Annotated in this window: 22 protein-coding genes and 1 tRNA gene; 9 read left to right on the top strand and 14 right to left on the bottom strand. The window is 76.2% G+C overall.

What is annotated here, in order from left to right:
• Positions 1-121: 121 nt before the first annotated feature.
• Positions 122-1,447, top strand: a complete 1,326-nt coding sequence (locus BM048_RS05400) for an ISL3 family transposase (protein ID WP_239079078.1) — start codon at positions 122-124, stop codon at positions 1,445-1,447.
• A 287-nt stretch (positions 1,448-1,734) separates the two neighbouring features.
• Here the strand turns inward: BM048_RS05400 and BM048_RS05395 are convergent, their stop codons facing one another.
• Together BM048_RS05395 and BM048_RS05390 are read right to left on the bottom strand one after the other, a co-directional pair.
• A complete protein-coding gene (locus BM048_RS05395) occupies positions 1,735-3,255 on the bottom strand; it encodes an MDR family MFS transporter (protein ID WP_090031261.1) in 1,521 nt (506 codons plus the stop codon).
• 119 nt (positions 3,256-3,374) lie between these two features.
• A complete protein-coding gene (locus BM048_RS05390) occupies positions 3,375-4,022 on the bottom strand; it encodes a hypothetical protein (RefSeq protein WP_090031259.1) in 648 nt (215 codons plus the stop codon).
• A 46-nt stretch (positions 4,023-4,068) separates the two neighbouring features.
• Between BM048_RS05390 and BM048_RS05385 the strand changes: the two genes are divergently transcribed.
• Both BM048_RS05385 and BM048_RS05380 read left to right on the top strand, forming a co-directional pair.
• Entirely contained in the window at positions 4,069-4,941 is an 873-nt protein-coding gene (locus BM048_RS05385) for a hypothetical protein (RefSeq protein ID WP_090031257.1), read from the top strand.
• Positions 4,938-5,345: a GntR family transcriptional regulator gene (locus BM048_RS05380; RefSeq protein WP_090031353.1), complete on the top strand. Its 408-nt coding sequence runs from the start codon at positions 4,938-4,940 to the stop codon at positions 5,343-5,345. Before BM048_RS05385 ends, BM048_RS05380 begins: the two co-directional genes overlap by 4 nt.
• 22 nt (positions 5,346-5,367) lie before the next feature.
• On the opposite strand, the gene BM048_RS05375 is transcribed toward BM048_RS05380, so the two are convergent.
• The 5 genes from BM048_RS05375 to BM048_RS05355 form a co-directional block, all read right to left on the bottom strand.
• Positions 5,368-6,933 carry an alpha-N-arabinofuranosidase gene (locus BM048_RS05375; RefSeq protein WP_090031255.1) on the bottom strand — a complete coding sequence of 522 codons (1,566 nt, stop codon included), beginning with the start codon at positions 6,931-6,933 and terminating at the stop codon, positions 5,368-5,370.
• Positions 6,934-7,052: 119 nt separating this feature from the next.
• Positions 7,053-8,045, bottom strand: a complete 993-nt coding sequence (locus tag BM048_RS05370) for a LacI family DNA-binding transcriptional regulator (protein WP_090031352.1) — start codon at positions 8,043-8,045, stop codon at positions 7,053-7,055.
• 32 nt (positions 8,046-8,077) lie between these two features.
• Entirely contained in the window at positions 8,078-10,036 is a 1,959-nt protein-coding gene (locus BM048_RS05365) for a penicillin-binding transpeptidase domain-containing protein (RefSeq protein WP_090031253.1), read from the bottom strand.
• A 123-nt stretch (positions 10,037-10,159) separates the two neighbouring features.
• Entirely contained in the window at positions 10,160-10,438 is a 279-nt protein-coding gene (locus BM048_RS05360) for a hypothetical protein (RefSeq protein WP_090031251.1), read from the bottom strand.
• 52 nt (positions 10,439-10,490) lie between these two features.
• Positions 10,491-11,429, bottom strand: coding sequence for a LysR family transcriptional regulator (locus BM048_RS05355; RefSeq protein ID WP_090031350.1), 939 nt, complete (start codon positions 11,427-11,429; stop codon positions 10,491-10,493).
• A gap of 92 nt (positions 11,430-11,521) precedes the next feature.
• Between BM048_RS05355 and BM048_RS05350 the strand changes: the two genes are divergently transcribed.
• Genes BM048_RS05350 through BM048_RS05340 form a run of 3 tightly spaced genes read left to right on the top strand, consistent with a single transcriptional unit; the run spans position 11,522 to position 14,720 of the window.
• Positions 11,522-12,820, top strand: a complete 1,299-nt coding sequence (locus tag BM048_RS05350; protein ID WP_090031250.1) for an MFS transporter — start codon at positions 11,522-11,524, stop codon at positions 12,818-12,820.
• Positions 12,817-14,322, top strand: a complete 1,506-nt coding sequence (locus BM048_RS05345; protein WP_203708968.1) for a serine hydrolase domain-containing protein — start codon at positions 12,817-12,819, stop codon at positions 14,320-14,322. Before BM048_RS05350 ends, BM048_RS05345 begins: the two co-directional genes overlap by 4 nt.
• A 5-nt stretch (positions 14,323-14,327) precedes the next feature.
• Positions 14,328-14,720 carry a VOC family protein gene (locus BM048_RS05340; RefSeq protein WP_090031248.1) on the top strand — a complete coding sequence of 131 codons (393 nt, stop codon included), beginning with the start codon at positions 14,328-14,330 and terminating at the stop codon, positions 14,718-14,720.
• A 12-nt stretch (positions 14,721-14,732) separates the two neighbouring features.
• Here the strand turns inward: BM048_RS05340 and BM048_RS05335 are convergent, their stop codons facing one another.
• From BM048_RS05335 to BM048_RS05315, 5 genes are all read right to left on the bottom strand, one after another.
• Complete coding sequence (locus BM048_RS05335; RefSeq protein ID WP_090031246.1) at positions 14,733-14,951, bottom strand: helix-turn-helix domain-containing protein; 219 nt, start codon at positions 14,949-14,951, stop codon at positions 14,733-14,735.
• A complete protein-coding gene (locus tag BM048_RS05330; protein WP_090031245.1) occupies positions 14,951-15,433 on the bottom strand; it encodes a DUF2975 domain-containing protein in 483 nt (160 codons plus the stop codon). The genes BM048_RS05335 and BM048_RS05330 overlap by 1 nt, the downstream gene beginning before the upstream one ends.
• A gap of 60 nt (positions 15,434-15,493) precedes the next feature.
• Positions 15,494-17,062, bottom strand: a complete 1,569-nt coding sequence (locus BM048_RS05325) for a DUF4153 domain-containing protein (protein ID WP_139224305.1) — start codon at positions 17,060-17,062, stop codon at positions 15,494-15,496.
• A gap of 166 nt (positions 17,063-17,228) precedes the next feature.
• Positions 17,229-17,313: transfer RNA gene (locus BM048_RS05320), tRNA-Ser, on the bottom strand.
• Positions 17,314-17,391: 78 nt separating this feature from the next.
• Positions 17,392-17,820, bottom strand: coding sequence for an Ohr family peroxiredoxin (locus BM048_RS05315; RefSeq protein ID WP_090031347.1), 429 nt, complete (start codon positions 17,818-17,820; stop codon positions 17,392-17,394).
• 103 nt (positions 17,821-17,923) lie between these two features.
• Between BM048_RS05315 and BM048_RS05310 the strand changes: the two genes are divergently transcribed.
• On the top strand, positions 17,924-18,532 hold the full coding sequence (locus BM048_RS05310; protein ID WP_175499294.1) for a TetR/AcrR family transcriptional regulator: 609 nt from the start codon (positions 17,924-17,926) through the stop codon (positions 18,530-18,532).
• 62 nt (positions 18,533-18,594) lie between these two features.
• Entirely contained in the window at positions 18,595-20,100 is a 1,506-nt protein-coding gene (locus BM048_RS05305; RefSeq protein WP_090031239.1) for a CoA-acylating methylmalonate-semialdehyde dehydrogenase, read from the top strand.
• A gap of 26 nt (positions 20,101-20,126) precedes the next feature.
• Here BM048_RS05305 and BM048_RS05300 read toward each other — a convergent pair whose 3' ends face one another.
• Positions 20,127-20,945, bottom strand: coding sequence for an FAD:protein FMN transferase (locus tag BM048_RS05300; RefSeq protein ID WP_090031238.1), 819 nt, complete (start codon positions 20,943-20,945; stop codon positions 20,127-20,129).
• Positions 20,942-21,172, bottom strand: coding sequence for an FMN-binding protein (locus BM048_RS18630; RefSeq protein WP_175499292.1), 231 nt, complete (start codon positions 21,170-21,172; stop codon positions 20,942-20,944). Before BM048_RS18630 ends, BM048_RS05300 begins: the two co-directional genes overlap by 4 nt.
• 34 nt (positions 21,173-21,206) lie before the next feature.
• Here BM048_RS18630 and BM048_RS18625 point away from each other — a divergent pair, with 34 nt between their 5' ends.
• Positions 21,207-21,470, top strand: a complete 264-nt coding sequence (locus BM048_RS18625; protein ID WP_239079006.1) for a hypothetical protein — start codon at positions 21,207-21,209, stop codon at positions 21,468-21,470.
• Positions 21,471-21,504: the final 34 nt, after the last annotated feature.

The following is a 21,504-nucleotide window of genomic DNA, read 5'->3' as shown; positions in this document are numbered from 1 at the left end:
GGTTCTTCGGACATCCGGTGGGGGTGACGGCTCGCCGGTGAGTCAGGTGCAGGGGTGAGGGGGTCGAGGTCCCCGAGGATCAGCAGCGACCAAGCAAACCGTCCCTGCGGAGACCTCGACCGTGTCCAACGCTACGGCGTGCTCGAGCGCGCCTTCTACCGACCCCTGTTCGCGATGTGACGTGCTGCTGGGCCTGGACGTCGTTCAGGTCGAGGCCGTCGAACGATCACCGACGTTGCTGACGGTGACGGTCTCTTCCCCGCCCGGTCTGATGGGGTGCCCGCGGTGCGGCGTCGTCGCCGTCGGCCGGGGCCGCAAGATCCGGGTGCTGCACGACGTGCCGGGCGAGGTGCCCGTCGTGCTGCGGTGGCGGCAGCGGACCTGGCGGTGCCCGGACCCCGGCTGCCCGGTCGGGTCGTTCACCGAGCAGCTGCCCGACCTGGTCCCCGCCCGCGGGTCGCTGACGTGCCGGGCGGTGACCTGGGCCATCGCCCAGCTGCGCCGCGAGCACGCCTGCGTGTCGGGTCTGGCGCGCCGGCTCGCGGTGGCGTGGAAGACGTTGTGGCGCGCGGTCCGGCCGCGGCTGCAGGCCCGGGCCGAGGACCCGGCACGGTTCACCGGCGTCACCTCTCTGGGCGTCGACGAGCACATCTGGCATCACGGCGACACCCGCCGACGTGGGCCCAAGGAGCTCACCGGGATGGTCGACCTGACCCGCCATCAGGACGAACACGGACGGTGGCGGGTCCGTGCCCGCCTGCTGGACCTGGTCCCGGGCCGGTCCAAGAAGGCCTACGCCGACTGGCTCACCGACCGCGGAGCCACCTTCCGCGACGGGGTCCAGGTCGCCGCGCTAGACCCCTTCGGCGGCTACAAGGCCGCCCTGGACGCCGAGCTCGCCGACGCGGTCGCCGTGCTGGACGCGTTTCACGTCGTCAAGCTCGGCACCCAGGTCGTCGACGAAGTCCGCCGCCGCGTCCAGCAGGCCACGACCGGGCACCGCGGCCGCAAGGGCGACCCCCTGTACGGCATCCAGACCCTCCTGCGCGCCGGCGCCGAGAACCTGACCGACAAGCAGCTGCACCGCCTCGAGGTCGCGATCACCGCCGATGACGCCCACGAGGAGGTCTACATCGCCTGGCGGTGCGCCCAGGACCTGCGCGCGGCCTACCGCACCAAGGACACCGCCGAGGGACGGCGCCGCGCCGAGAAGATCCTGGCCTCGTTCCACACCTGCCCCATCGCCGAGGTCGCCCGCCTGGGACGGACCCTGCGCCGCTGGCAACAAGCGTTTCTGGCCTACTTCACCACCGACCGCGCCAACAACGGCGGCACCGAAGCCGTGAACGGCATCATCGAACTCCACCGCCGCATCGCCCGCGGCTACCGCAACCGCGACAACTACCGACTCCGCATGCTCCTCGCCGCCGGCGGCCTCAACGCCTGAACCCCACCAGATGTCCGAAGAGCCGCTTTGGTTAAGCGCCTCGCCACCGCGTCTGCGGTGCCCCGCGCGAGCACGCACCCAAGGTTGCAAGAACCAGTCCTATCCGACGGCGGGGCTGCTAGGGCCGCACGAGGAGTGCCAGGGCGACGGCGTCGCGCAGTTCCCGCCGCCCTCAGCAAAGGACTTGACGGCCTTCAGGCCACCGTCGCTGCGGCGAACGCCGCTAGGTGAATTGCGACATCACGTTGATGGGGCTACGCCGTCCGCTGCGGCCCCCGACACTGATGTTAGTGCAGCCGAATCGGCTCGTCGGTCTGTAATGCAACAACACCCTTGGTATCATTGTTCGAGCGGGTCACCGGGTCCGCGCCGGGCGGAACCGGGCGCACGAAGAAGGCGACCGGGGCCGCGAGCAGCGAGATCACCGCGCCGACCAGCAGAGCGGCGTGGATGCCGCCGGCCAGCGCCCCGAGCTCCGAGGCGCCGTCGCCGGCCAGCGACGTGGACCGGGCGGCCAGCACGCTGACGAACAGCGCGGTGCCGGCCGCGCCCGCCACCTGCTGCACGGTGGACACCACCGCCGAGCCAGAGGCGTACCGCGGCGCGGGCAGAGCGCCCAGGGACGAGGTGAACAGCGGGGTGAACACCAGCGCGAGCCCGGCCGAGAGCAGCACGTGCACGACGAGCATCTGCCACAGGGCGCCGTCCTCGCCCAGCAGCGTGGTGCCCCACAGCGCGGCGCTGACGACGAGCGCGCCCGGCACGAGCAGCGGCCGCGGGCCGACGCGGTCGTAGACGCGGCCCACCGTCGGTGCGAGCAGGCCCATGAGCAGGCCACCCGGCAGCAGGACGAGGCCGGTGGTGAGCGTGCTGGCCCCCAGGACCTGCTGCGCGTAGATGGGGAACAGGATGATGGTCCCGAACAGGCACATCATCATCACGGCCATGAGCAGGGTGCCGATGCGGAAGTTCGGCACCGCCAGCACCCGCAGGTCCAGCAGGGGCTCGGCGGTGCGCTGCAGCCGGAGCTGGCGCAGGACGAACGCCACCATGGCGACCGCCCCGACGGCGAAGGCGGCCCACGCGGCGGTGCCGCCGCCCTCGCCCAGGCTCGACAGCCAGAAGACGAGCGGCCCGAACGCCAGCGCCGACAGCACGACGGACAGGACGTCGACCCGCGCGTGCCCGGTCTCCGAGACGTTCGGCATCCGCAGCGCGCCGAGCACGAGGGCGGCCACCGCGATCGGCAGGACGAGGCCGAACATCCACCGCCAGCTGAGCACGGACAGGATGAGGCCGGAGATCGTCGGGCCGAGGGCGGGCGCGACGGAGATGACGACCGAGATGTTGCCCATCGTGCGGCCGCGGGCGGCCGGCGGGGTCACCGTGAGGACCGTCGTCATGAGCAGCGGCAGCATGATCGCGGTGCCGCCGGCCTGGACCACCCGCCCGACGAGGAGCACGGGGAAGCCCGGCGCGACCGCGCACACGGCGGTGCCGAGCGAGAACAGCGACATCGCGACGAGGAACACCGTGCGCGTGGGGAGCCGCTTGAGCAGGAAGCCCGTCACCGGGATGACGACCGCCATCGTCAGCAGGAACGCGGTGGTCAGCCACTGACCCGTCGAGGCGTCGATGCGCAGGTCGGACATGAGGCGCGGCAGCGCCACGCCCATGATCGTCTCGTTGAGGATGACGACGAAGGTCGAGACCAGCAGCAGCGTGACGGCCAGCCGGTCGCGCGGGGTCAGGCCGGTGGCGGTGGCGTCTCGGGGTGCCGCGGGCGCGGTGGGGGCGTGCTCGTGCATGGGTGCTCCTCGGGGGTCGCCGCCAGTCTCGTCCCCGGTACCGACACGCGTCGAGGCGATACCTCAGCGGGTGGAGGCCGGCGGGGTGAGACGTGTCACGCCGCGCCCGAGGACCCGCCTCACGCCGCGCAGGGGCCGCCGGCCTCGTCGTCCCCGAGCAGGCCCGCGTCGAGCGCCGCGAGGTCCGGGGCCGGCCGCTCGACCCGCGTCCCGATGACGGTCCGCAGGCGCAGCTCCGGGGGCGTGGCGGGGTCGGCGGGGCCGGCCGCGGTGAGCGCGGCGCAGTCGTCGACCGCCCACCGCACCAGCAGCCCGACCTCGCCCGGCTGGGCCGGCACGCGCACCGGCAGCGCCGCCGCCGCGAGGTCCGGGACGGCGGCCAGCGCGGTCGCCGCGTCGACGGGCCCGTCCGTCGGGGCGCCGACGGACGACGACAGGCCGTCGACCGCGTCGCCGGTCACCAGCCACGCCTCGACCACGTGCGCGCCGGGCACGTCGCCCACCGCCTCGAGCGTGAACGGCGCCGCCGCGTCCGGCGTCACGAGCGTGAGGACGAGCACCTCGTCGTCGGTCAGCGGGACGAACACCCCGCCGGACCCGCTGCTCCCGCCGTCGAGCGAGGGCCGCAGCACCGCCGGCGAGGCCCAGGCCGCCCCGAGCAGCGCCACCACCGCCGCCCCGCCCGCCACCGCGTGCCACCGCCGGCCGTGCGGCACGAGGGCGTCGAGCGCCGGGTCGGCGGCCGAGTGGGGGCTTGTCGTCGTCATTGGCACAACGTACTGTGCCAATGGGACGAACGGAAGGGGTGCTCCGATGGCGCTCGTGGCGGTGCTGGTGGTGGTCGGCCTCGTGGCTCTGGCGGCGCTGCGGGTGGCACGCGTCGGGGCCTCGGCGCGGGACGTGGCGTGGCTGGCGGGGACGGCGCCGGGCGAGCTGCCGCCGGCCGAGGCGGCCGTGGTGGCGCGGCACCTCGAGCGGCACCGGCGGCACCGGCGGGTCGGCGGACTCGTCGGCGTCGCGTTCGCCGTGGTCGTCGGGATCCGGTGGTACGCCAGCGTCGGGTTCGGCGTCGGGCAGCACTCGCCGCTCGCGGACGTGCTGTTCTGCGGCGTGGCGGGCGTCCTCGTCGGCGCGCTCGTCGCCGAAGGGACGCGGCTGCCGCGCACCGCGGGGGCGGTGACGGCCTCGCTCGCGCCGCGACCGGCGGCACCGCACCCCCGGTACGTCGGGGCGGCGCGCGGCCTCGTGGCGGCCGCGGTCGTCCTCGGGGTGGCGCTGCTCGTCGCCGGCCGGGGACCGACCACGCTCGTCACCGCGCTCGCGGGCGCGGCCGTCGTCGCGGTGGCGGAGGTGACGCGGGCGCGCGTCGTGGGCCGCCGCCGTCCCGTCCTCGCGCCGCGCGCGGCCCGGCTCGACGACCGGCTGCGCGCGTTCGCCGCCGGGTCGGTGGCGCTCCTCGAGCTCTCGGCGGCGGTGCTGACGGCGACGTGGGTGCTCTTCGGGCTGCAGGGGGCGTTCGGGGCGCCCGACGGCGGCGTCGTCGACCTGGTCCTCGGGTTCGCCAGCCTCGCCGGGCTCGTGGTGGCCGCCGTGCTGCTGCACCGCGCGGCGCCCCGACCACCGCGGTCGTGGCGCCCGCCCGTCCCGGATCCCGCGGCCGCCGTCGCGCCCGCGGCGCCCGCGTGATCGTCCGCGTCGACCCGGACCTGCCGCTGCCGGTCTCCGAGCAGCTCCGGGCCCAGATCGAACGGCTCATCGTCTCGGGGCAGCTCGCCCCCGGGACGGCGCTGCCGCCCATCCGGCACCTCGCGGCCGACCTCGACCTCGCCCGCGGCACGGTCGGCAAGGTCTACGAGGTGCTCGCGCGGGACGGCTGGGTACGGGCCGCCGGGCGGCACGGAACCGTCGTGCAGGCGCCGCCCGCGGGGACCGCGCCCGCCGGCGTCTCCGACCGGGACCTAGCGGCCGCCGCGGACCGGCTCGCGGTCGTCGTCCGCCAGCTCGGCCTGCCCGACGCGCACGCCCACGACGCGGTCGAGGCGGCCCTGCGACGCCTCCCGGCACCGCAGGACCGCCTCGTCACCGGCTGAGGGTCGGCCCCTCCGCCGTCGCTCAGACGAGCGGCAGCCGGACCGTCGCGAAGGAGGCCGGCGGCAGCTCGACGACGAGGACGCCGTCCTGCACCCGCACGCCGTCCAGCGCGCGCGGGGCCACCGCGTCCGGGGCCTCGGCCGTGTTGTGCGCCGCGACGTCGTCCGCCGCGAGCACCCGCGCCTGCGGGGCGCCGACCGACGCGCCGCGCAGCGACAGCTCGACGCGGGCGCTCGTCGTCGGGTCGAGGTGCGTGAGGGACACCAGGACGTGCCCGTCCTTCGTCGAGGCGGAGACGGAGACCGTGTCGACCTCGCCGACGTCGGCGGCGTGCCGCGTGCGCTCGCCGACGGCGTGCACCGGCAGCGCGGTGGCGTCGTGGTGGCCCTTGTTCATCTCGAACACGTGGTAGGTCGGCGTGCGGACGAGCGCCTCGCCGTCCGTGAGCAGCATGGCCTGCAGGACGTTGACGGTCTGCGCGATGTTGGCCAGCCGCAGCCGGTCGGCGAAGTCGTGGAACGCGTCGAAGTGCAGGCCGGCGACGAGCGCGTCGCGCATCGTGTTCTGCTGGTACAGGAAGCCGGGGTTCGTGCCGGGCTCGACGTCCCACCACGTGCCCCACTCGTCGAGCGCGAGGCCGATCTTCTTCGTCGGGTCGTAGGCGTCCAGGACGGCCGCGTGGCCGGCGAGCAGCTCGCGGACGTGGAGCGCCTTGCGCACGGTCGTCCAGTACTCGTCGTCGGTGAAGGTCGTCGCGGAGCCCTTCTGCCCCCAGTCGCCGGCGATCGTGTAGTAGTGGAAGGACACGGCCTGGAACAGGTCGGACGGCGTGCGGTCGCCCAGCCCGGTCGTGACCTGCTGCACCAGCGTCTCGGTCCAGGCGTAGTCGGCGTCGCTCGCGCCGGCGGCGATCCGGTAGAGCCGGTTGTCGCCGTGGTTGCGCGCGTAGGTGGAGTACTGGCGCGCCAGCGACGCGAACTGCGGCGCGCGCAGGTTGCCGCCGCAGCCCCACGGCTCGTTGCCGATGCCCCAGAACTGCACGCGCCACGGCTCGTCGCGGCCGTTCTCGCGCCGCCGCCGGGCCATGGGGGAGTCGTCGCCGCGCGTGAGGTACTCGACCCAGTCGCTCATCTCCTGCACGGAGCCGGAGCCGACGTTGGCCGAGACGTAGGGCTCGGTGCCGAGCAGCTCGCACAGCGCCATGAACTCGTGCGTGCCGAAGTGGTTGTTCTCGACGACGTCGCCCCAGTGGGTGTTGACCATGCGGGGGCGCTCGTCGCGCGGGCCGATGCCGTCCTCCCAGTGGTACTCGTCGGCGAAGCAGCCGCCGGGCCAGCGCAGGTTGGGGATGTCGAGCGCCCGCAGCGCCTCCACGACGTCCAGGCGGATGCCGCCCTCGTGCGGGACGTCGGCGTCCTCGCCCACCCAGAACCCGCCGTAGATGCAGCGGCCGAGGTGCTCGGCGAAGTGGCCGTACAGGTGCCGGGAGATGGTCGGGCCGGCCACGTCCAGGTCGACGACGGCGCGCAGCGCGACGGGGGCGGCGTCACCGTCGGTGGGGACGGGGGTCGTGGTCGTGCTCGTCATGCGCGGGTGCTCCTCGGCGTCGGGGTCTGCGCGGCGACGACGAGCGCGCGGCGGCCTCGTCGTCGGGGATGGGCTTTATCGTTACAGAGCCGTGTCCGGATGCGCAAGACCGCCGGCGTTCAAGCCGTCGACTCCCGCTCGACGAGCCGGTGCCGTGCGACGACCCGCTCGTGCTCGTCGCGCCCGCGGCGGCCCGCGATGCGCCCGAGCAGCAGCCGGAGCGTGGCCTCCACCATCTCGTCGTGGCCCGGGTCGACGGTGGTCAGCGACGGGACCGCGTGCGCCGCCCACGGCACGTCGTCGAAGCCGACGACGCGCACGTCGTCCGGCACGCGCAGGCCCCGGTCCGCCAGGCCGCGGACCGCGCCGAGCGCGAGCAGGTCCGTGTGCGCGAAGACCCCGTCGACGGCGACGCCCTCGTCGAGCAGCCGGTGCACCGCCTGGCGCCCGCCCTCGAGCGTGTACGCGGCGGGGCGCTCGAGCGCCGGGTCGAGCGGCAGGCCCGCCGCGGTCAGCGCCTCGCGGTACCCCTGCGTGCGCTGGCTCGAGGCGTCGACGGGCCCGGTCGACGAGACGCCCAGCACCGCCACGCGCCGGCACCCGCGCGCGATCAGGTGCGCGACCGCGTCCCGCGAGCCCTCGACGTTCGCCATCGTCACGTGGTCGACGGGACGGTCGTAGCGCCGCTCGCCGAGCACCACGACGGGCATGTCGCCGTGCAGCAGGTCGGAGTCCGCGTCGGAGAGCTGCACCGCCGACAGCACGAGCCCGTCGTACCGGCGCACGCGGGAGCTGACGAGCGCCGCGAGCTCCTCCTCGCGCGTCGCGCCCGTCTGCTCGACGACGACCTCGTACCCGTGCTCGGCCGCGCGCCGGACCAGCAGCCCCGCGAGGAGGCCGAAGTACGGCACGTCGATCTCGGGCACGGCCAGCCCGATGAGGTTCGTCCTGCCCTGGCGCAGGCTGCGGGCGGCGAGGTTGACGCCGTAGCCCAGCCGCCCGACCGCCTCGAGGACGCGCTCGCGGGTCTCCGCCCGCACCCCGGGCCGGCGGTTGACGACGTTCGACACCGTCATCACCGACACGCCCGCTGCCCGGGCCACGTCCTGCATCGTGACCGGCGCGCCGCCCGCGCGCGGGTGGCTCACAGCCCCGCGGCGGAGGTGAGGAAGGACGCCATGAGGGGGCCGGCGGTCGTCGAGCCGTAGTCGCCGACCTCGACGAAGACCGCCACGGCGAGGTCGCCCTGGATGGCGATCATCCACGCGTGGTTCTGCAGGGCCTCGCCCTCGCCGAACTGCGCCGTCCCGGTCTTCGCGCCGACGGGCTCGCCGGGGACGGCCGCCAGCACGCCGGCGCCGCCCTCGGTGACCACCGCCCGCATGAGGCCGGCCAGCGTCGACGCCTCGTCGGGCGTCAGCGGGGGCGCGGTGGACGGGACCGGGCGCTCCGCGTCCCCGGACAGCCCCTCGGGACCCGGCACGACGAGGCGCGGCACCACGGTGGTGCCCGCCGCGACCGAGGCGGCCACCGTGGCCATGCCGAGCGGCGAGGCGAGCACGCGGCCCTGCCCGATGAGGGAGGCGGCGTGGTCGGTGCCGGTGGCCTCCGCCGGCACGGCGGCGAGGAAGGCGTCGAAGCCGAGGTCGCCGCCGGTGCCAAGGCCCAGCGCGCCGGCGGCCTCGGCGAGGGACGCCTGCGGGACCTGCGCGGCGGCGCCGAGGAAGGCGGTGTTGCAGGACTGCGCGAAGGCGGTCCGCAGGGGGATGTCGCCCAGCGCGGACGCCGGGTAGTCGGGGTAGTTGCGGAAGGTGCGGCCCTCGACGGTCGTCGTCGCGGGGCAGGCCAGGACCGTGTCGGGGGTGGCGCCCGTGCGCAGCAGGGCCAGCGCCGAGGCGACCTTGAACGTCGAGCCGGGGGGGTACTGCCCGAGCGTCGCCGTCGAGAACCCGCCGGACCCGGGTCCCGCCGCCACCGCGAGCACGTCGCCGGTGGAGGGGCGCAGGGCGACGAGGGCGCTCGCGGGCGTCACGTCCGCCAGCACGGACTCCGCGAGGGTCTGCAGGTCGGGGTCGATCGTCGTCCGCAGCGGCGTGCCGGGGACGGGGTCGGCACGGAACAGCTCGCGTTCGGCCGTGCCGTCGGCGGAGGTCGCGCGGACCACGAGGCCGGGGGTGCCGCGCAGCTGGGCGTCGTAGCGCTCCTGGAGCCCGGACAGCCCCGCGAGGTCGCCCGCGACGACCGTGCCGCCGGAGGCCTCGACCACCTCGGCCGTCGCCTCCCCGACCGTGCCGAGCACGGCCCGCGCGAACGTCCGCGTCGGCGCGAGCGGGATGCTGTCCGCGACGGCCCGCGAGGTCCGGGGGGTGGTGAGGGCGGCGACGTCGTAGGCCGGGTCGCCCTGCCGCACGACGATGGCCTGCACGAAGGCCTTCGGGCCGGCGGCGGCGACCTGGGCGGCGTAGGCGTCGGGGTCGAGGCCGAGCGAGGTCGCCAGGGTGCGCGCGTCGGCGTCGAGGGCGGCGGCGTCGCCGAGGGTCTTGTCGATGCCGAGCCGCTCGACCGGCCGGTCCTCGACGAGCACGGCGTCGTCGGCGCCGAGGACGTCGGCACGCTCGGGCGTCTCGCGCACCAGCGCCACGGTCTCGCCCTCGACGAGGTCGGGGACCAGGAGCGACGGCGCCCAGCGGACCGCCCACGGGTCCTCGTCGCCGGTGCCGCGCGTGAGCTGCGCGGTGCTGGTGTAGACCCACGGCTCGGCGGCACCGAGGTCCCACGTCACCGTGAGCCGGGCGGTGGCGGCGTCCTCGTCGTCGGCGGAGGGGGTGACCTCCGCGACGGCGACCTGCGGGTCGCGGTCGCCCAGGCCGGCGGAGACCGCCGCGCGCTGCGCGGCCGCGGTCGCGGTGTCGGTGGAGGTGTCGGTGCCCTCGGCCAGGACGACGTCGTCGAACGTGCCCGTGGACAGCGCGTCCGCCAGGGCCTGCGCGGCGGCGTCCGGCGCGGGCCGGTCCGGCGAGCAGGCGCCGAGGAGGGCGACGAGCGCGCCGACCACGGTCAGGGCGAGCGCACGGCGCACCACGGTCGGTCGGCCCTGCTCCACGGCCCTGCCTCCCTCCGCCCGGACGTCCGGGCGCCGCCCTGCGCCGCTCGTGCGGCCGCGGACAGCCTGCCACGCGGCGGTGACACGGCGGGGCAGGTCAGGGGAGTGGGGCGGACCCGCGGGTCAGGAGTGCGGGGCGAGCAGCGCCTCGGCCTCGGCGACGAGCGAGCCGGCGAGGTCGCCCAGCATCCGCTCGCACGTGGCCCACCAGTGGGCCTCGAGGCGGGGCTGCGCGGCGGCGTGGGCCGCGAGGCCCTTGAGGAAGGCACGCCGCAGCGCGCTGTGCGGGTCGTCGGTGATGAGCGGCGCCACGAGCACGTAGCGCTTGGCCCAGTCCTCGCCGAACCGGCTCTTGATGTCCGCGTAGGTACGGACGAAATCGGGGTGCGTGTTGACGTCCATGCGCGGTCCATCGGCACCCGTCCGGGGGACCTTGAGCCCATCCGGGTGACGGCTATCCGGGGGTCGCGCGGGTGGCGTCGGGGCGGTCGTGGGGGACGTCGGCCGTGCTCCGGGCGGCGGCGACGAGCAGCTCGACGAGGGCCCGCGCGGCGCGGCCGACGGGCCGGTCGGCGGGGACCGCGAGCTGCAGCGGCCAGACGAGGTCCGCCCCGGTGACGGGCACCCGGCGCAGGCCCCGGGGGTCGTCGAGCACGAACGCCGGCAGCAGCCCCACGCCGAGCCCCTCCCGGATGAAGGCCGCCCCCGTGCGCAGGTCGCTGATCTCGACGACGACGTGCCGGCGCAGGCCGGCGGCGTCGAAGGCCCGGTCCGTGACGGCGCGGTTGCCGTAGCCCGGCGGGAAGTCGACGACGTCCGCGCCGTCGAGGTCCGCCAGCGTGACGGCGGAGCGTCCCGCGAGCGGGTGGTCCTCGCGCACGACGAGCTCCAGCGGCGCGGCGGCCAGCGGCAGCAGGCGCAGCCCCGGCGGGGTGGGCCCCGGGATCGACACGAGCGCGAGGTCGAGCCGCCGCTCCGCCAGCGCCTCGACGAGCCCGCGCGACCCGGCGGCGGCCGCCGTCAGCCGCAGCTCCACGCCGGGGTGCCGCCGGTGGAACGCACCGAGGGCGGCGGGCAGGTCGACGAGGGCCACCGAGGTCAGCGTCCCCACCCGCAGCGTCCCGCGCAGCCCCCCGCGGACCTCGTGCACGGCGTCACGGGCCTCGTCGGCGGCGTCGAGGGCGGCCCGGGCGTGCGGCAGGAGGGCCGCGCCGGCCTCCGTCAGCGACACGGGGCTCGTCGCCCGGTCCACGAGCGCGGCGCCCAGCTCCCGCTCGAGCGCGCGGACGCCGGCGGAGACCGCCGACTGCACGACCTGGAGGCGGGCGGCCGCGCGCGTGAAGTGCCGCTCCTCGGCGACCGCGACGAAGTACCCCAGCTGGCGCAGCTCCATGACGTCATCCTGGAGCATCATCGCGCGGCGCGATCGCACCGAGCGCGAACGGTCGTTGGACGCGATGACGGGAGCGGGCGGAGGGTCGCTGCATGCCCGCCGCCACGACCTCCCCGTCCCTGCCGCGCACCTCCCCGACGACGGGGACGGTCGACCGTCCGACCGAGGTGCCGGCCGCGGGCTCGCGGCGGCACGGGGTCGGCTTCTGGCTCGTCGCCGCGGCCTTCGCCGTCGCGCTCGCGTTCTCCACCGTGCCGACGCCGCTGTACCCGCTCTACCAGGAGGCCGTCGGCTTCTCGACGCTGACCGTGACGGTGGTCTTCGCCGTGTACGCCGTCGGGGTGGCGACGAGCCTCGTGCTCGCCGGGCACCTGTCGGACGCGTGGGGGCGGCGCGCGCTCCTGGTGCCGGCGCTCGCGCTGGAGCTCGTCGCGGCCGGGCTGTTCCTGCTCCCGCCGTCGCTGCCCCTGCTGCTCCTGGCGCGGGCGCTGACGGGGCTCGGCGTGGGGATGCTCACCGCCGCCGCGACGGCGCACCTCGCGGAGCTGGCGGCGGCCCACCGGCCTGGGGGGTCGGCGCGGCGGTTCGAGCTCGTGTCGACGGCGGCGAACCTCGGCGGCCTCGGGGTGGGGACGCTGGTCAGCGGCGTGCTGGCCGAGCTGGCGCCGGCGCCGCTGCGCACGCCGTACGCGGTGTTCCTCGTGCTGCTGGTGCTCGCGACGGCGGGCGTGCTCGTCGCCCCGGAGACCGTCGCGGTGGCGCGGCCGCGGCCGGCGTACCGGCCGCAGCGCGTGCGGGCCGATCACGGCGGGCGGCGCGTGTTCGCCGTGGCGGCCGGGGGCGCCTTCGCGGCGTTCGCGGTCTTCGGGCTGTCGACCTCGCTCGCGCCCGGCCTGGTCACCGGCGCGCTGCACCACCGGGCGCCGGCGCTCGCGGGGCTCGTCGTCGCCGTGGTCTTCGTCGCCGCCGCGACCGCGCAGGTGCTCGCGGTGCGGGTGGGCCCGCAGCGGCGGACGGTGCTTGGCGCGACGGCCGAGGGCGTGGGGCTGGTGCTGCTGGTCGTCGCGGTGCAGGCCGGGAGCGTGCCGGTGCTCGTCGCTGCGGGCGCGGTAGCCGGCGCGGGCGCGGGGGCGGTGTTCTCCGCCGCCGTGGCGACCGTGGCCGCGGCGGCCGGGGCCGGCCGTCGCGGGGAGGCGCTCGCGAGCCTGTTCCTCGCCGCCTACCTCGGGCTCGTGGTCCCGGCGATGGGGATGGGGCTCGCGACGCTGGTGCTCCCGCTCCCGACCGTGGTCACGGGCTTCGCGGTGGTCGTCGCGGCGCTCCTCGCGGTCGTCGTCCTCGGCGGGCGCCGGTTGTCCGTGTCGGTGCCCGGTGGTCGGATGGGCGCGTGACGACGACGACGGACGTGACGGGCCCGACGGCGGGCGCGACGACGGGTGCCACCACCGGACCGGGCCTCCCGCGGGCGGGGACCCCGCAGGAGGTCGGCGTCGACCCGGCGGGGGTGAGCGCGTTCCTGGACGACGTGGCCGCCCGCGGGATCGAGCTGCACTCGCTCATGGTGGTGCGCGGCGGGAGGGTCGCCGTCGAGGGGTGGTGGGCGCCCTACGGGCCCGACCGCGTCCACCTCCTGTACTCCCTCAGCAAGTCGTTCACCTCGACGGCGCTCGGCCTGGCGGTCGACGAGGGGCTCGTCGACCTCGACGCGACGGTGCTGTCGTACTTCCCGGAGCTCGACGACGAGGTCACCGATCCGCGGTCCCGCGCCATGCGCATCCGCGACGTCGCCGCCATGGCCAGCGGCCACGGTGCCGAGACGCTGGACGTCGTGCGGGAGGCCAGCCCGCAGGACCTGGTCCGCGGCTTCCTGCTCCTGCCGCCGGAACGCGACCCAGGCACCCTGTTCACCTACAACCAGCCCTGCACCTACGCCCTGGCGGCGGTGGTCCAGCGCCGGGCCGGCACCACGCTGACGGAGTACCTCACCCCGCGGCTGTTCGCACCGCTCGGCATCACCACCGGCGCGTGGCAGCAGGAGCCCGAGGGTCAGGACATCGGCTGGAGCGGGCTGCACCTGACGACGGAGTCCGTCGCCGCGTTCGGGCTGCTGCTGCTGCGCGACGGGGTGCTGCACGACGGCCGGCGCCTCCTGCCCGAGGGCTGGGTCGCGGAGGCCAGCCGGGCGCACGTGCCGACCGTGGCGGCCGACCCGCCGGCGGGGGCCGAGCGGCGCGCGGGGGACTGGGCGCAGGGCTACGGCTTCCAGTACTGGCGCTCGCGGCACGGCTTCCGCGGGGACGGCGCCTTCGGGCAGTTCTGCCTCGTGCTGCCCGAGCAGGACTCGGTCGTGGTGACCACCGCGGGCACGCAGGACATGCAGGGCGTGCTCGACGCGGCGTGGGAGCACCTGCTGCCGGCCCTCGGCGGCGAGGTCGGGACCGGCGGCGGGGATGCCGACGCCGGGGCGGCCGACGCACTGGCGGCGCGGCTGGCGGACCTGGCGCTGCCGGTCCCGGAGGTCGTCGGCGACCTCGCGGAGGCGGCGCTCGTCGCCGACCCGCCCGGTCGGCTGGAGCGGGTCGAGCTGCGCCGCGCCGGTGAGCGGTGGGTGGTCGAGGCGACGGTGGACGGCGCCACCTGGCTCGCCGAGGCCGGGGTGGGGAGCTGGGCGGTCACCGAGCCGACCGACGGCCGGCCGGCGCTGGCCGTCGCCGTCGGTGCCCCGGCGGACGGCACCGTCGTCGTCGAGGCGGCGCTGCTCGAGACGCCGCACCGGCTGCGGCTGCTCGGCGACCGCACGACCGGCCGCGTCACCGTCGCCTGGCACACCGCACCCCTGGGCCGGCTCGAGCTCGCGTCCATGCAGCGTCCGCTGCCGACCGTCGGAGGCTGATCCCCGTGGCACTGCGCTGGTACACGACCGTCGTCGAGGCCCAGGACCACCGGGCACTGGCCGACTTCTGGCGGCAGGTGCTCGGCTGGGAGGTGATGTTCGAGGACGACACGCAGAGCGTCGTCATCCCGCCCTGGGCCATGGAGCTCACCGAGCAGCTGCCCTTCGAGCGGGTGCCGCCGGGCCTGGTGTTCGTGCCGGTCGAGCACGCGAAGGCGGGCAAGAACCGCCTGCACCTCGACCTCGCGCCGCACACCTCCGACGACCGTGACGTCGAGATCGCCCGCCTGCTCGCCCTCGGGGCGCGGCGGGTGGACGTCGGCCAGGGCGACGTGCCGTGGGAGGTCCTCGCCGACCCCGAGGGCAACGAGTTCTGCGTGCTGTCGGCCCGCGAGTAGCAGCGGCGTCGGTCAGCCGACCTCGTCGTCCGGCACCCACTCCAGCAGGTCGCCCGGCTGGCAGCCGAGCACCCGGCACATGGCCTCCAGCGTGCTGAACCGCACGGCCTTCGCGCGCCCGTTCTTCAGCACGGCGACGTTGGCCGGCGTCAGGCCCACGCGGTCGGCGAACTCCCCGACGCTCATCTTGCGCCGGGCGAGCTCGAGGTCGATCCGCACGACGATCGCCATCAGATGACCGCCTCGAGGTCGGTGCGCAGCACGGTCGCCTGGTGCAGCAGCGCCCGCATCACCACGAGGACCAGGCCGAGCACGCTCACGCCGACGGTCAGCAGGAACAGCACGAGCGGCAGCCCGGGGTCGTCGGCGTGCAGGCCCACGTAGCCGAGCACCAGCACGAGCACCGCCCACGCCGCCGCGACGGCCCCGACGATGACGTCGACCCAGCGCAGCGAGGACGGGGTGAAGATGCGGTCGGCCTGCACCCGCGTGAGGAGCTGCCAGGTCGCGACGAGCACGACCTGCACGCACAGCACCCAGAAGATCGTGACGACGGTCGCCGGCCACCGCAGGTAGGCCCGCTCAGGGTCCTGCTCGGCCATGTACCGGAACTGCCCCGGCAGCGACATCACCTGGAACAGCACGAGGACGGCGAAGAGCACGACGAGCGCGGCCCGCAGGAGGACGACGACGGCACGCTGGGTGGCGGTCATGCATCGAGGATCGGTGCTGATCTATCGAAAGTCAACAGGCCGGGGCGCGCTAAAGGGTGTTCAGCTGCCACCGCCGAGCAGTCGGCGGCAGGCGGCGCCGGCGCCTCCGGCGGGGAGGTCGCCCAGCACCTCCGCCGCCCGCGCCCGGCCGAGGTTCCACGCGGCCCAGCCGTCGTCTGTCGTCGTGAGCGTCCGACCGGCCGCGTCGAGGTCGCGGGCCCGCGCGGCCGCGGTCAGCAGGCAGGTCCGCAACGGCTCCGGCAGGGCGTCCGCCGCGACGACCGCGTCGTCGGACAGGTCCTGCAGGTAGGCGGGGTCCAACGGGGCGTCCGCGCGCGCGTCGTAGCGCAGCACCAGGGCGTCGGCGTCGAGCAGCCCCAACGACAGCACCGCCCCCGCGACCACGGCCACCGCGGCCCGCGGCAGCCACGCCCCGCGCCACCGCACGCCGGCGGCGAGCACGAGCACGAGCACCACGGCGAGCGCGCCCTCCGCCACGAGCACGAGCAGGCGCAGCCGCGTGAGCCCGAAGGCGTCGACGTACAGGGTCATCCGCTGCACGGCGACGGCGACGACGCCGAGGGTCGCGACGCAGAGCAGGCCGAGTGCCGCCCGGCTGACGAGGCGGTCCCGTGCGCTCGCGCGGGGCGCGCGGTGCGCGGCGACGGCCACGACGACGAGCGTCAGCGCGGTGACGGCGACGAGCTGGAAGAAGCCGGAGCGGGCGTGCTCGGCGTAGGTCAGGCCCGCGGTGCGCTCGACGAAGGCGCGGCAGCCGACGGCGGTCGCCACCTGGACGAGCCCGAACACCACGAGCAGACCGTCGAGGGCGGCGACCGGGACGAGCCACTCGCCGGTGGTGCGCCGCGGTGGGCTCGCCTGCGTCGTCGGCCAGGACGGCGGCGCGAGGACGAGGTGACCGGCCGCGAGCGCGACGAGCCCGACGAGCACGCCCACGACGGCGCGCGCCGGCAGGAGCCCGAGGTCGGCGCGCGGCAGGAGTGCGGCGAACACCGCGTCGGCGCTGGCGAGCAGGGCGCCGAACACGCCGAGCAGCAGGACGGTGACGGCGGCGGTCCGCAGGCCGGCGCGCAGCGCCTGGCGGCGCCTACCCGCGAGGTCGCCGACCGAGTGCCGCACCGCGAGGGCGGCGCGCAGGGTGCCGAGGGCGGCGACGGGCACGGCGAGGACCGCCGCGGCCGCCGTCCTCGCGCCGGTCAGCGCCACCGCCGTCGTCCCGACCGCCGCGAGGACGCTCAGCGCGACGACCCACTCCGCGTCGCGCACGGTCGCCACGACCAGCAGCAGGGCGGCGAGCCCGAGCAGGGCGCGGTCTGCGCGCCGCCCCGGCCGCCGCAGCACCCCCGCCCCGCACGCGAGGACCCCCAGCCCGACGAGCGTCAGCCCGAGCCCCGCCTCGGTGTCGACGAGGACGGCCCCGCCCGCGGTTCCGACGAGCGCCGCCGCCCCGAGGAGCGGCCCGGGCAGAGCCTGCCGGTGCCCCTGCCAGAAGACGGCCGTGGTCTGCGCCCAGGGTCCGGGCACCGGTGCGACGGGTGCCGCCGGCAGCCGCGGGGGCGTGTGCGGGGCAGCGGGCGGCGGCGGAGGCGTGGACGGCGCGGTTCCCATGCCCGGGACGCTAGGACGACGGGCGCGGCCCCGGGCGTGGTGTGCGGACAGGTCCTGTGCAGCTGTGGGGAGGATCGGAGGCGTCTGTGCAGGTCACGTGGAGGACACAGGGTCCGGACGCACGCGAGCCCGCCGCCCGCATCGCTGCGGGGGCGGGCTCTGGCGGCGGAGGATGGGGGATTCGAACCCCCGAGGCTGTTACACCAACACGCTTTCCAAGCGTGCGCCATAGGCCACTAGGCGAATCCTCCAGGCCGCTGCACACCCGTCGCCGGGCGTACCGCGGGAAGGAGTCTAGCCGAGGTGCGGGCGGCCGCCGCACACACCGGTCAGGCGACGGTGACGTCCAGCGCCACCTCGACGTTGCCGCGCGTGGCGTTCGAGTACGGGCAGACCTGGTGCGCCTGCTCGACGAGGGACTCGGCCGTCGCCTGGTCGACCCCGCCGATCTCCACGTGCAGGGCGGCACCGAGCCCGTACCCCGCCGCGCCCTCCGCGCGCTGCAGCGTCACCTCGGCGACGACCGCGGAGTCGCTGACGGTGATCCGGCGCTCCGCGGCGACGCCCTTGAGGGCGGAGTGGAAGCAGGCGGCCCAGCCGGCGGCGAAGAGCTGCTCCGGGTTGGTGCCGCCGCCGGCGCCGCCCATCGCGGCGGGCACGGCGAGGGTGACGTCGAGGGCGCCGTCGTCGCTCGTGGCGCGACCGCCGCGGCGGCCCTCGCCGGTGGACGTCGCGACGGCGGTGTAGATGCCGGCCATGCAGTGCTCCTCATCGGTGGCGCCGCGGCACCACGCAGGTAGACGAACTAGTACGTCTGCCATCTCACCACAAGTCGGGGCGCCGGGTGCCATGCTGGGCGGTGTGACCACCGACGTGACCGAGGCGCCGCCCGGTCGGGCCCCGTCGTCGGTCGCGCGGAGGATCCTGGACGCGGCCACGCCGCTGCTGTACGCGCACGGGCTGCGCGCCGTCAGCGCCGACCGGGTCATCGCCGCGGCCGGCGTCAGCAAGGTGACCTTCTACCGGCACTTCCCGACGAAGGACGCGCTCGTCGCGGCCTACCTGGAGAGCTGGCTGGCCCGCGAGCAGGAGGCCACGGCGGCCCTGCTCGCGGAGCACCCCGACCCGGTCGAGGCGCTCGACGCGCTCGGCCGGGCCCTCGCCGACCAGCCCTGCGCGCCCGGCTACCGCGGGTGCGCCTTCGTGCACGCCGCCTCGGAGCTGCCCGACGAGGTCCACCCCGCACGGGCGGTCGTCACCCGGCACCGCGACGGGTGGACGGCTGCCGTGGCGGACCTGCTGGGCCGGGCGGGGGCCGGCGACGCCGACGACGTCGCACGGCGGCTGCTCGTCGTGCGCGACGGGATGCTCGTGGCGGGAGACGCCGCCGCGGCCGCCGGCACCGCCGCGGCGGGCCTGGCCGTCTGGCGCGCGGTCGTCGCCGGAGCCCTCGGCGGCCGCGCGACCTGAGCCGGTGTGCCGGTCGCAGGCGCTACCGTCTGGCCACCCGTCGTCGGCAGGAGGAGCCCCGCATGTCCCTCGTCACCCACTGGATCGACGGGGGGCCCGTGCGTGGCTCCGGGGACGCGACGCAGCCGGTCCACGACCCGTCGACGGGGCAGGTCGTCGCCGAGCTCGGGCTCGGCACGGCGGAGGACGTCGACCGGGCGGTGGCGAGCGCCGTGGTGGCGGCCGAGGCGTGGGCGCAGGTGCCCCTCGGCAAGCGGGCGTCCGTGCTGTTCCGGTTCCGCGAGCTGCTCGTGGCGTCGACGGACGAGCTGGCGGCCCTCGTCTCGCGCGAGCACGGCAAGACCGTGCCGGACGCGAGGGGCGAGATCGCGCGCGGCCTCGAGGTGGTCGAGTTCGCGGCCGGCATCCCGCAGCTGCTCAAGGGGGAGCACTCGGAGCAGGCCGCGACGGGCATCGACGTGTTCTCCACGCGCGAGCCCCTCGGCGTCGTCGCCGGTATCACGCCCTTCAACTTCCCCGTCATGGTGCCGCTGTGGATGAGCCCGGTCGCCATCGCCACGGGCAACGCCTTCGTCCTCAAGCCGTCCGAGCGCGACCCCTCGGCGTCCCTGCTCCTCGCGGACCTCTGGGCGCAGGCGGGGCTGCCGGCCGGCGTCTTCACCGTCGTGCAGGGCGACAAGGTCGTGGTCGACGCGCTGCTGCACCACCCGGACGTCGCGGCCGTCTCGTTCGTCGGGTCGACGCCCGTCGCCCGGTACATCCACGCGACGGCGTCCGCCCAGGGCAAGCGCGTGCAGGCGCTGGGCGGCGCCAAGAACCACGGCGTGGTCCTGGCGGACGCGGACCTCGACGACGCCGCGGACCAGCTGACGGCCGCCGCGTTCGGCGCCGCGGGCGAGCGCTGCATGGCGCTGTCCGTCGCGGTCGTCGAGGAGTCGGTGGCCGACGCCCTCGTCGAGCGGCTGGCGGCGAAGGCCCGGGCCGTCCGCGTCACCGCGGGCGACCAGCCCGGCGCCGACATGGGTCCCGTCATCACGGCGGCGGCCAAGGAGCGCATCGAGGGGCTCATCACCTCGGCGGAGGAGCAGGGGGCGACGCTGGTCGTCGACGGGCGCGGGCTCGTCGTGGACGGGTACGAGGGCGGCTTCTTCGTCGGGCCCACGGTCGTCGACCACGTCCGGCCCGAGCACGACGTGTACCAGCAGGAGGTCTTCGGGCCCGTGCTCGACGTCGTCCGCGTCGCCGGCCTCGACGAGGCGATCGACGTCGTGAACGCCAACCCCTACGGCAACGGGACGGCCGTCTTCACGGCGTCGGGCGAGGCGGCCCGCACGTTCCGCCGCCGGGTGCGGGTCGGCATGGTCGGCGTCAACGTGCCCATCCCCGTGCCGGTGGCCTGGCACTCCTTCGGCGGGTGGAAGGACTCGCTGTTCGGTGAGTCGCACGTGTACGGGCCCGAGGGCGTGCGGTTCTACACGCGCGGCAAGGTCGTCACCGAGCGGTGGCCGCAGCGGACCGCGCCCGCACCGACCGCGTCCTTCCACTTCTCGGGCGACAGCCAGAAGTAGGTCGCTCGCGGGTCCGGTCGGCGGGGTCAGCCGGCGACGAGCGCCGCCCAGCGGTGGACCCGGCCGCCGGCGCCGACGAACACGCCGGACGTCCCCGCCACGCGCGCGAGCGCGGCCGGGGCGTCGTCGGCGAGGACGAGGGCCGCGGTGGCCCACACGTCCGCCCAGAGCGCCGAGCCGGCGACGACGGTCGCAAAGGACCATGTCGGCGCGGCCGGCGTGCCGGTGCGCGGGTCGACGACGTGCGCGCCGCGGGCAGCCGTCCCCGACGTGGCGACCCCGCCGTCGCGGACGTCCACCCACGCGAGCACGCGGCGGCGGTCCGCCGGGTCCTCGACGCCGACGCGCCAGGGCAGCCCGCTCGTCGAGCGGACCGCCAGGTCACCGCCGGCGACGACCGCCACGTCGCCGGGGACGTCGGCGAGGGCGACGAGCGCGCGGTCGAGCGCCCAGCCCTTCGTCAGGCCGGTCGGGTCGAAGCCGTCGCGCCAGGCCCAGGCGTCGACGACGCCGTCCGTGCGCTCGCGGGCCAGCAGGCACAGGTCCCAGACCTCGCGCAGGCCGGCGGGCGCGTCGGGCAGGTGCAGCTCGCCGCGGCGCAGGCGGCTCAGCGCCGAGTCGGTGCGGAAGGGGCTGAGCTCGGCGTCGGCCGCCGCGACGCCGGCGAGGGCGGTGGCGACGGCGTCGGCGGTGGCGGGGGCGTCGGCCGCGTCGCCGCGGACGTGGACGCTCCACGGCATGGCCATGTGGTGCTCGACCCAGGCCCGCCGCGGCAGGGTCGCCGCCGCGGCGACGGCCTCGTCGTCCGTCAGCGGGGGCGCGGCCGTGCCGGCACCGGTGCTCATGCCGAGAACGCCTGGTCGATGGCCGCCTGCAGCGCCTGCTCGTACGCCTGCGAGGTGTAGGTGGCGTGCGAGACGAGCGCGATGGACGCGCTCTGCGCCGACACGGCCTCGGAGGCCAGGACCGGCAGCGCCTGCGCGGCGATCTGCTGGGAGTGCCCGTCGCGCGAGCTCTGCGAGCCCGTCGCGTCGGTGATCGTCCCGTCGCTGACGGTGAGCGTGACGGTCACGGTGCCCTACCGCATGGAGGCCGACGAGGTGTAGGTGCCGGACACGGCGGCGGAGGAGCCCGACGAGGAGCCCGAGGACGTGCCGGTCGAGGCGTCCGACGAGGAGCCCGACGACGTGCCGGTCGACGTGTCCGACGACGTGTCCGACGACCCGGTGGCCGGCTCCGTCGTCGGGAGCGTGGACGGCGAGGTCGTCGTGCCCGACGTGGAGCCCGAGGCGGCGCTCGTCGTCCCGCCGGAGGCGGTCGTCGTGCCGCTGGACGTGACGCCGACGACCCCGTTCGTGCTCGTCGGGTAGGAGAAGAGGAGGACCAGGCCGGCGGCCGTGGCAG

The sequence above is a fragment of the Cellulomonas marina genome (assembly GCF_900111925.1).
GTDB classification, from domain to species: Bacteria; Actinomycetota; Actinomycetes; order Actinomycetales; family Cellulomonadaceae; genus Cellulomonas; species Cellulomonas marina.
This window is presented reverse-complemented; position numbering and strand designations above follow the sequence as displayed.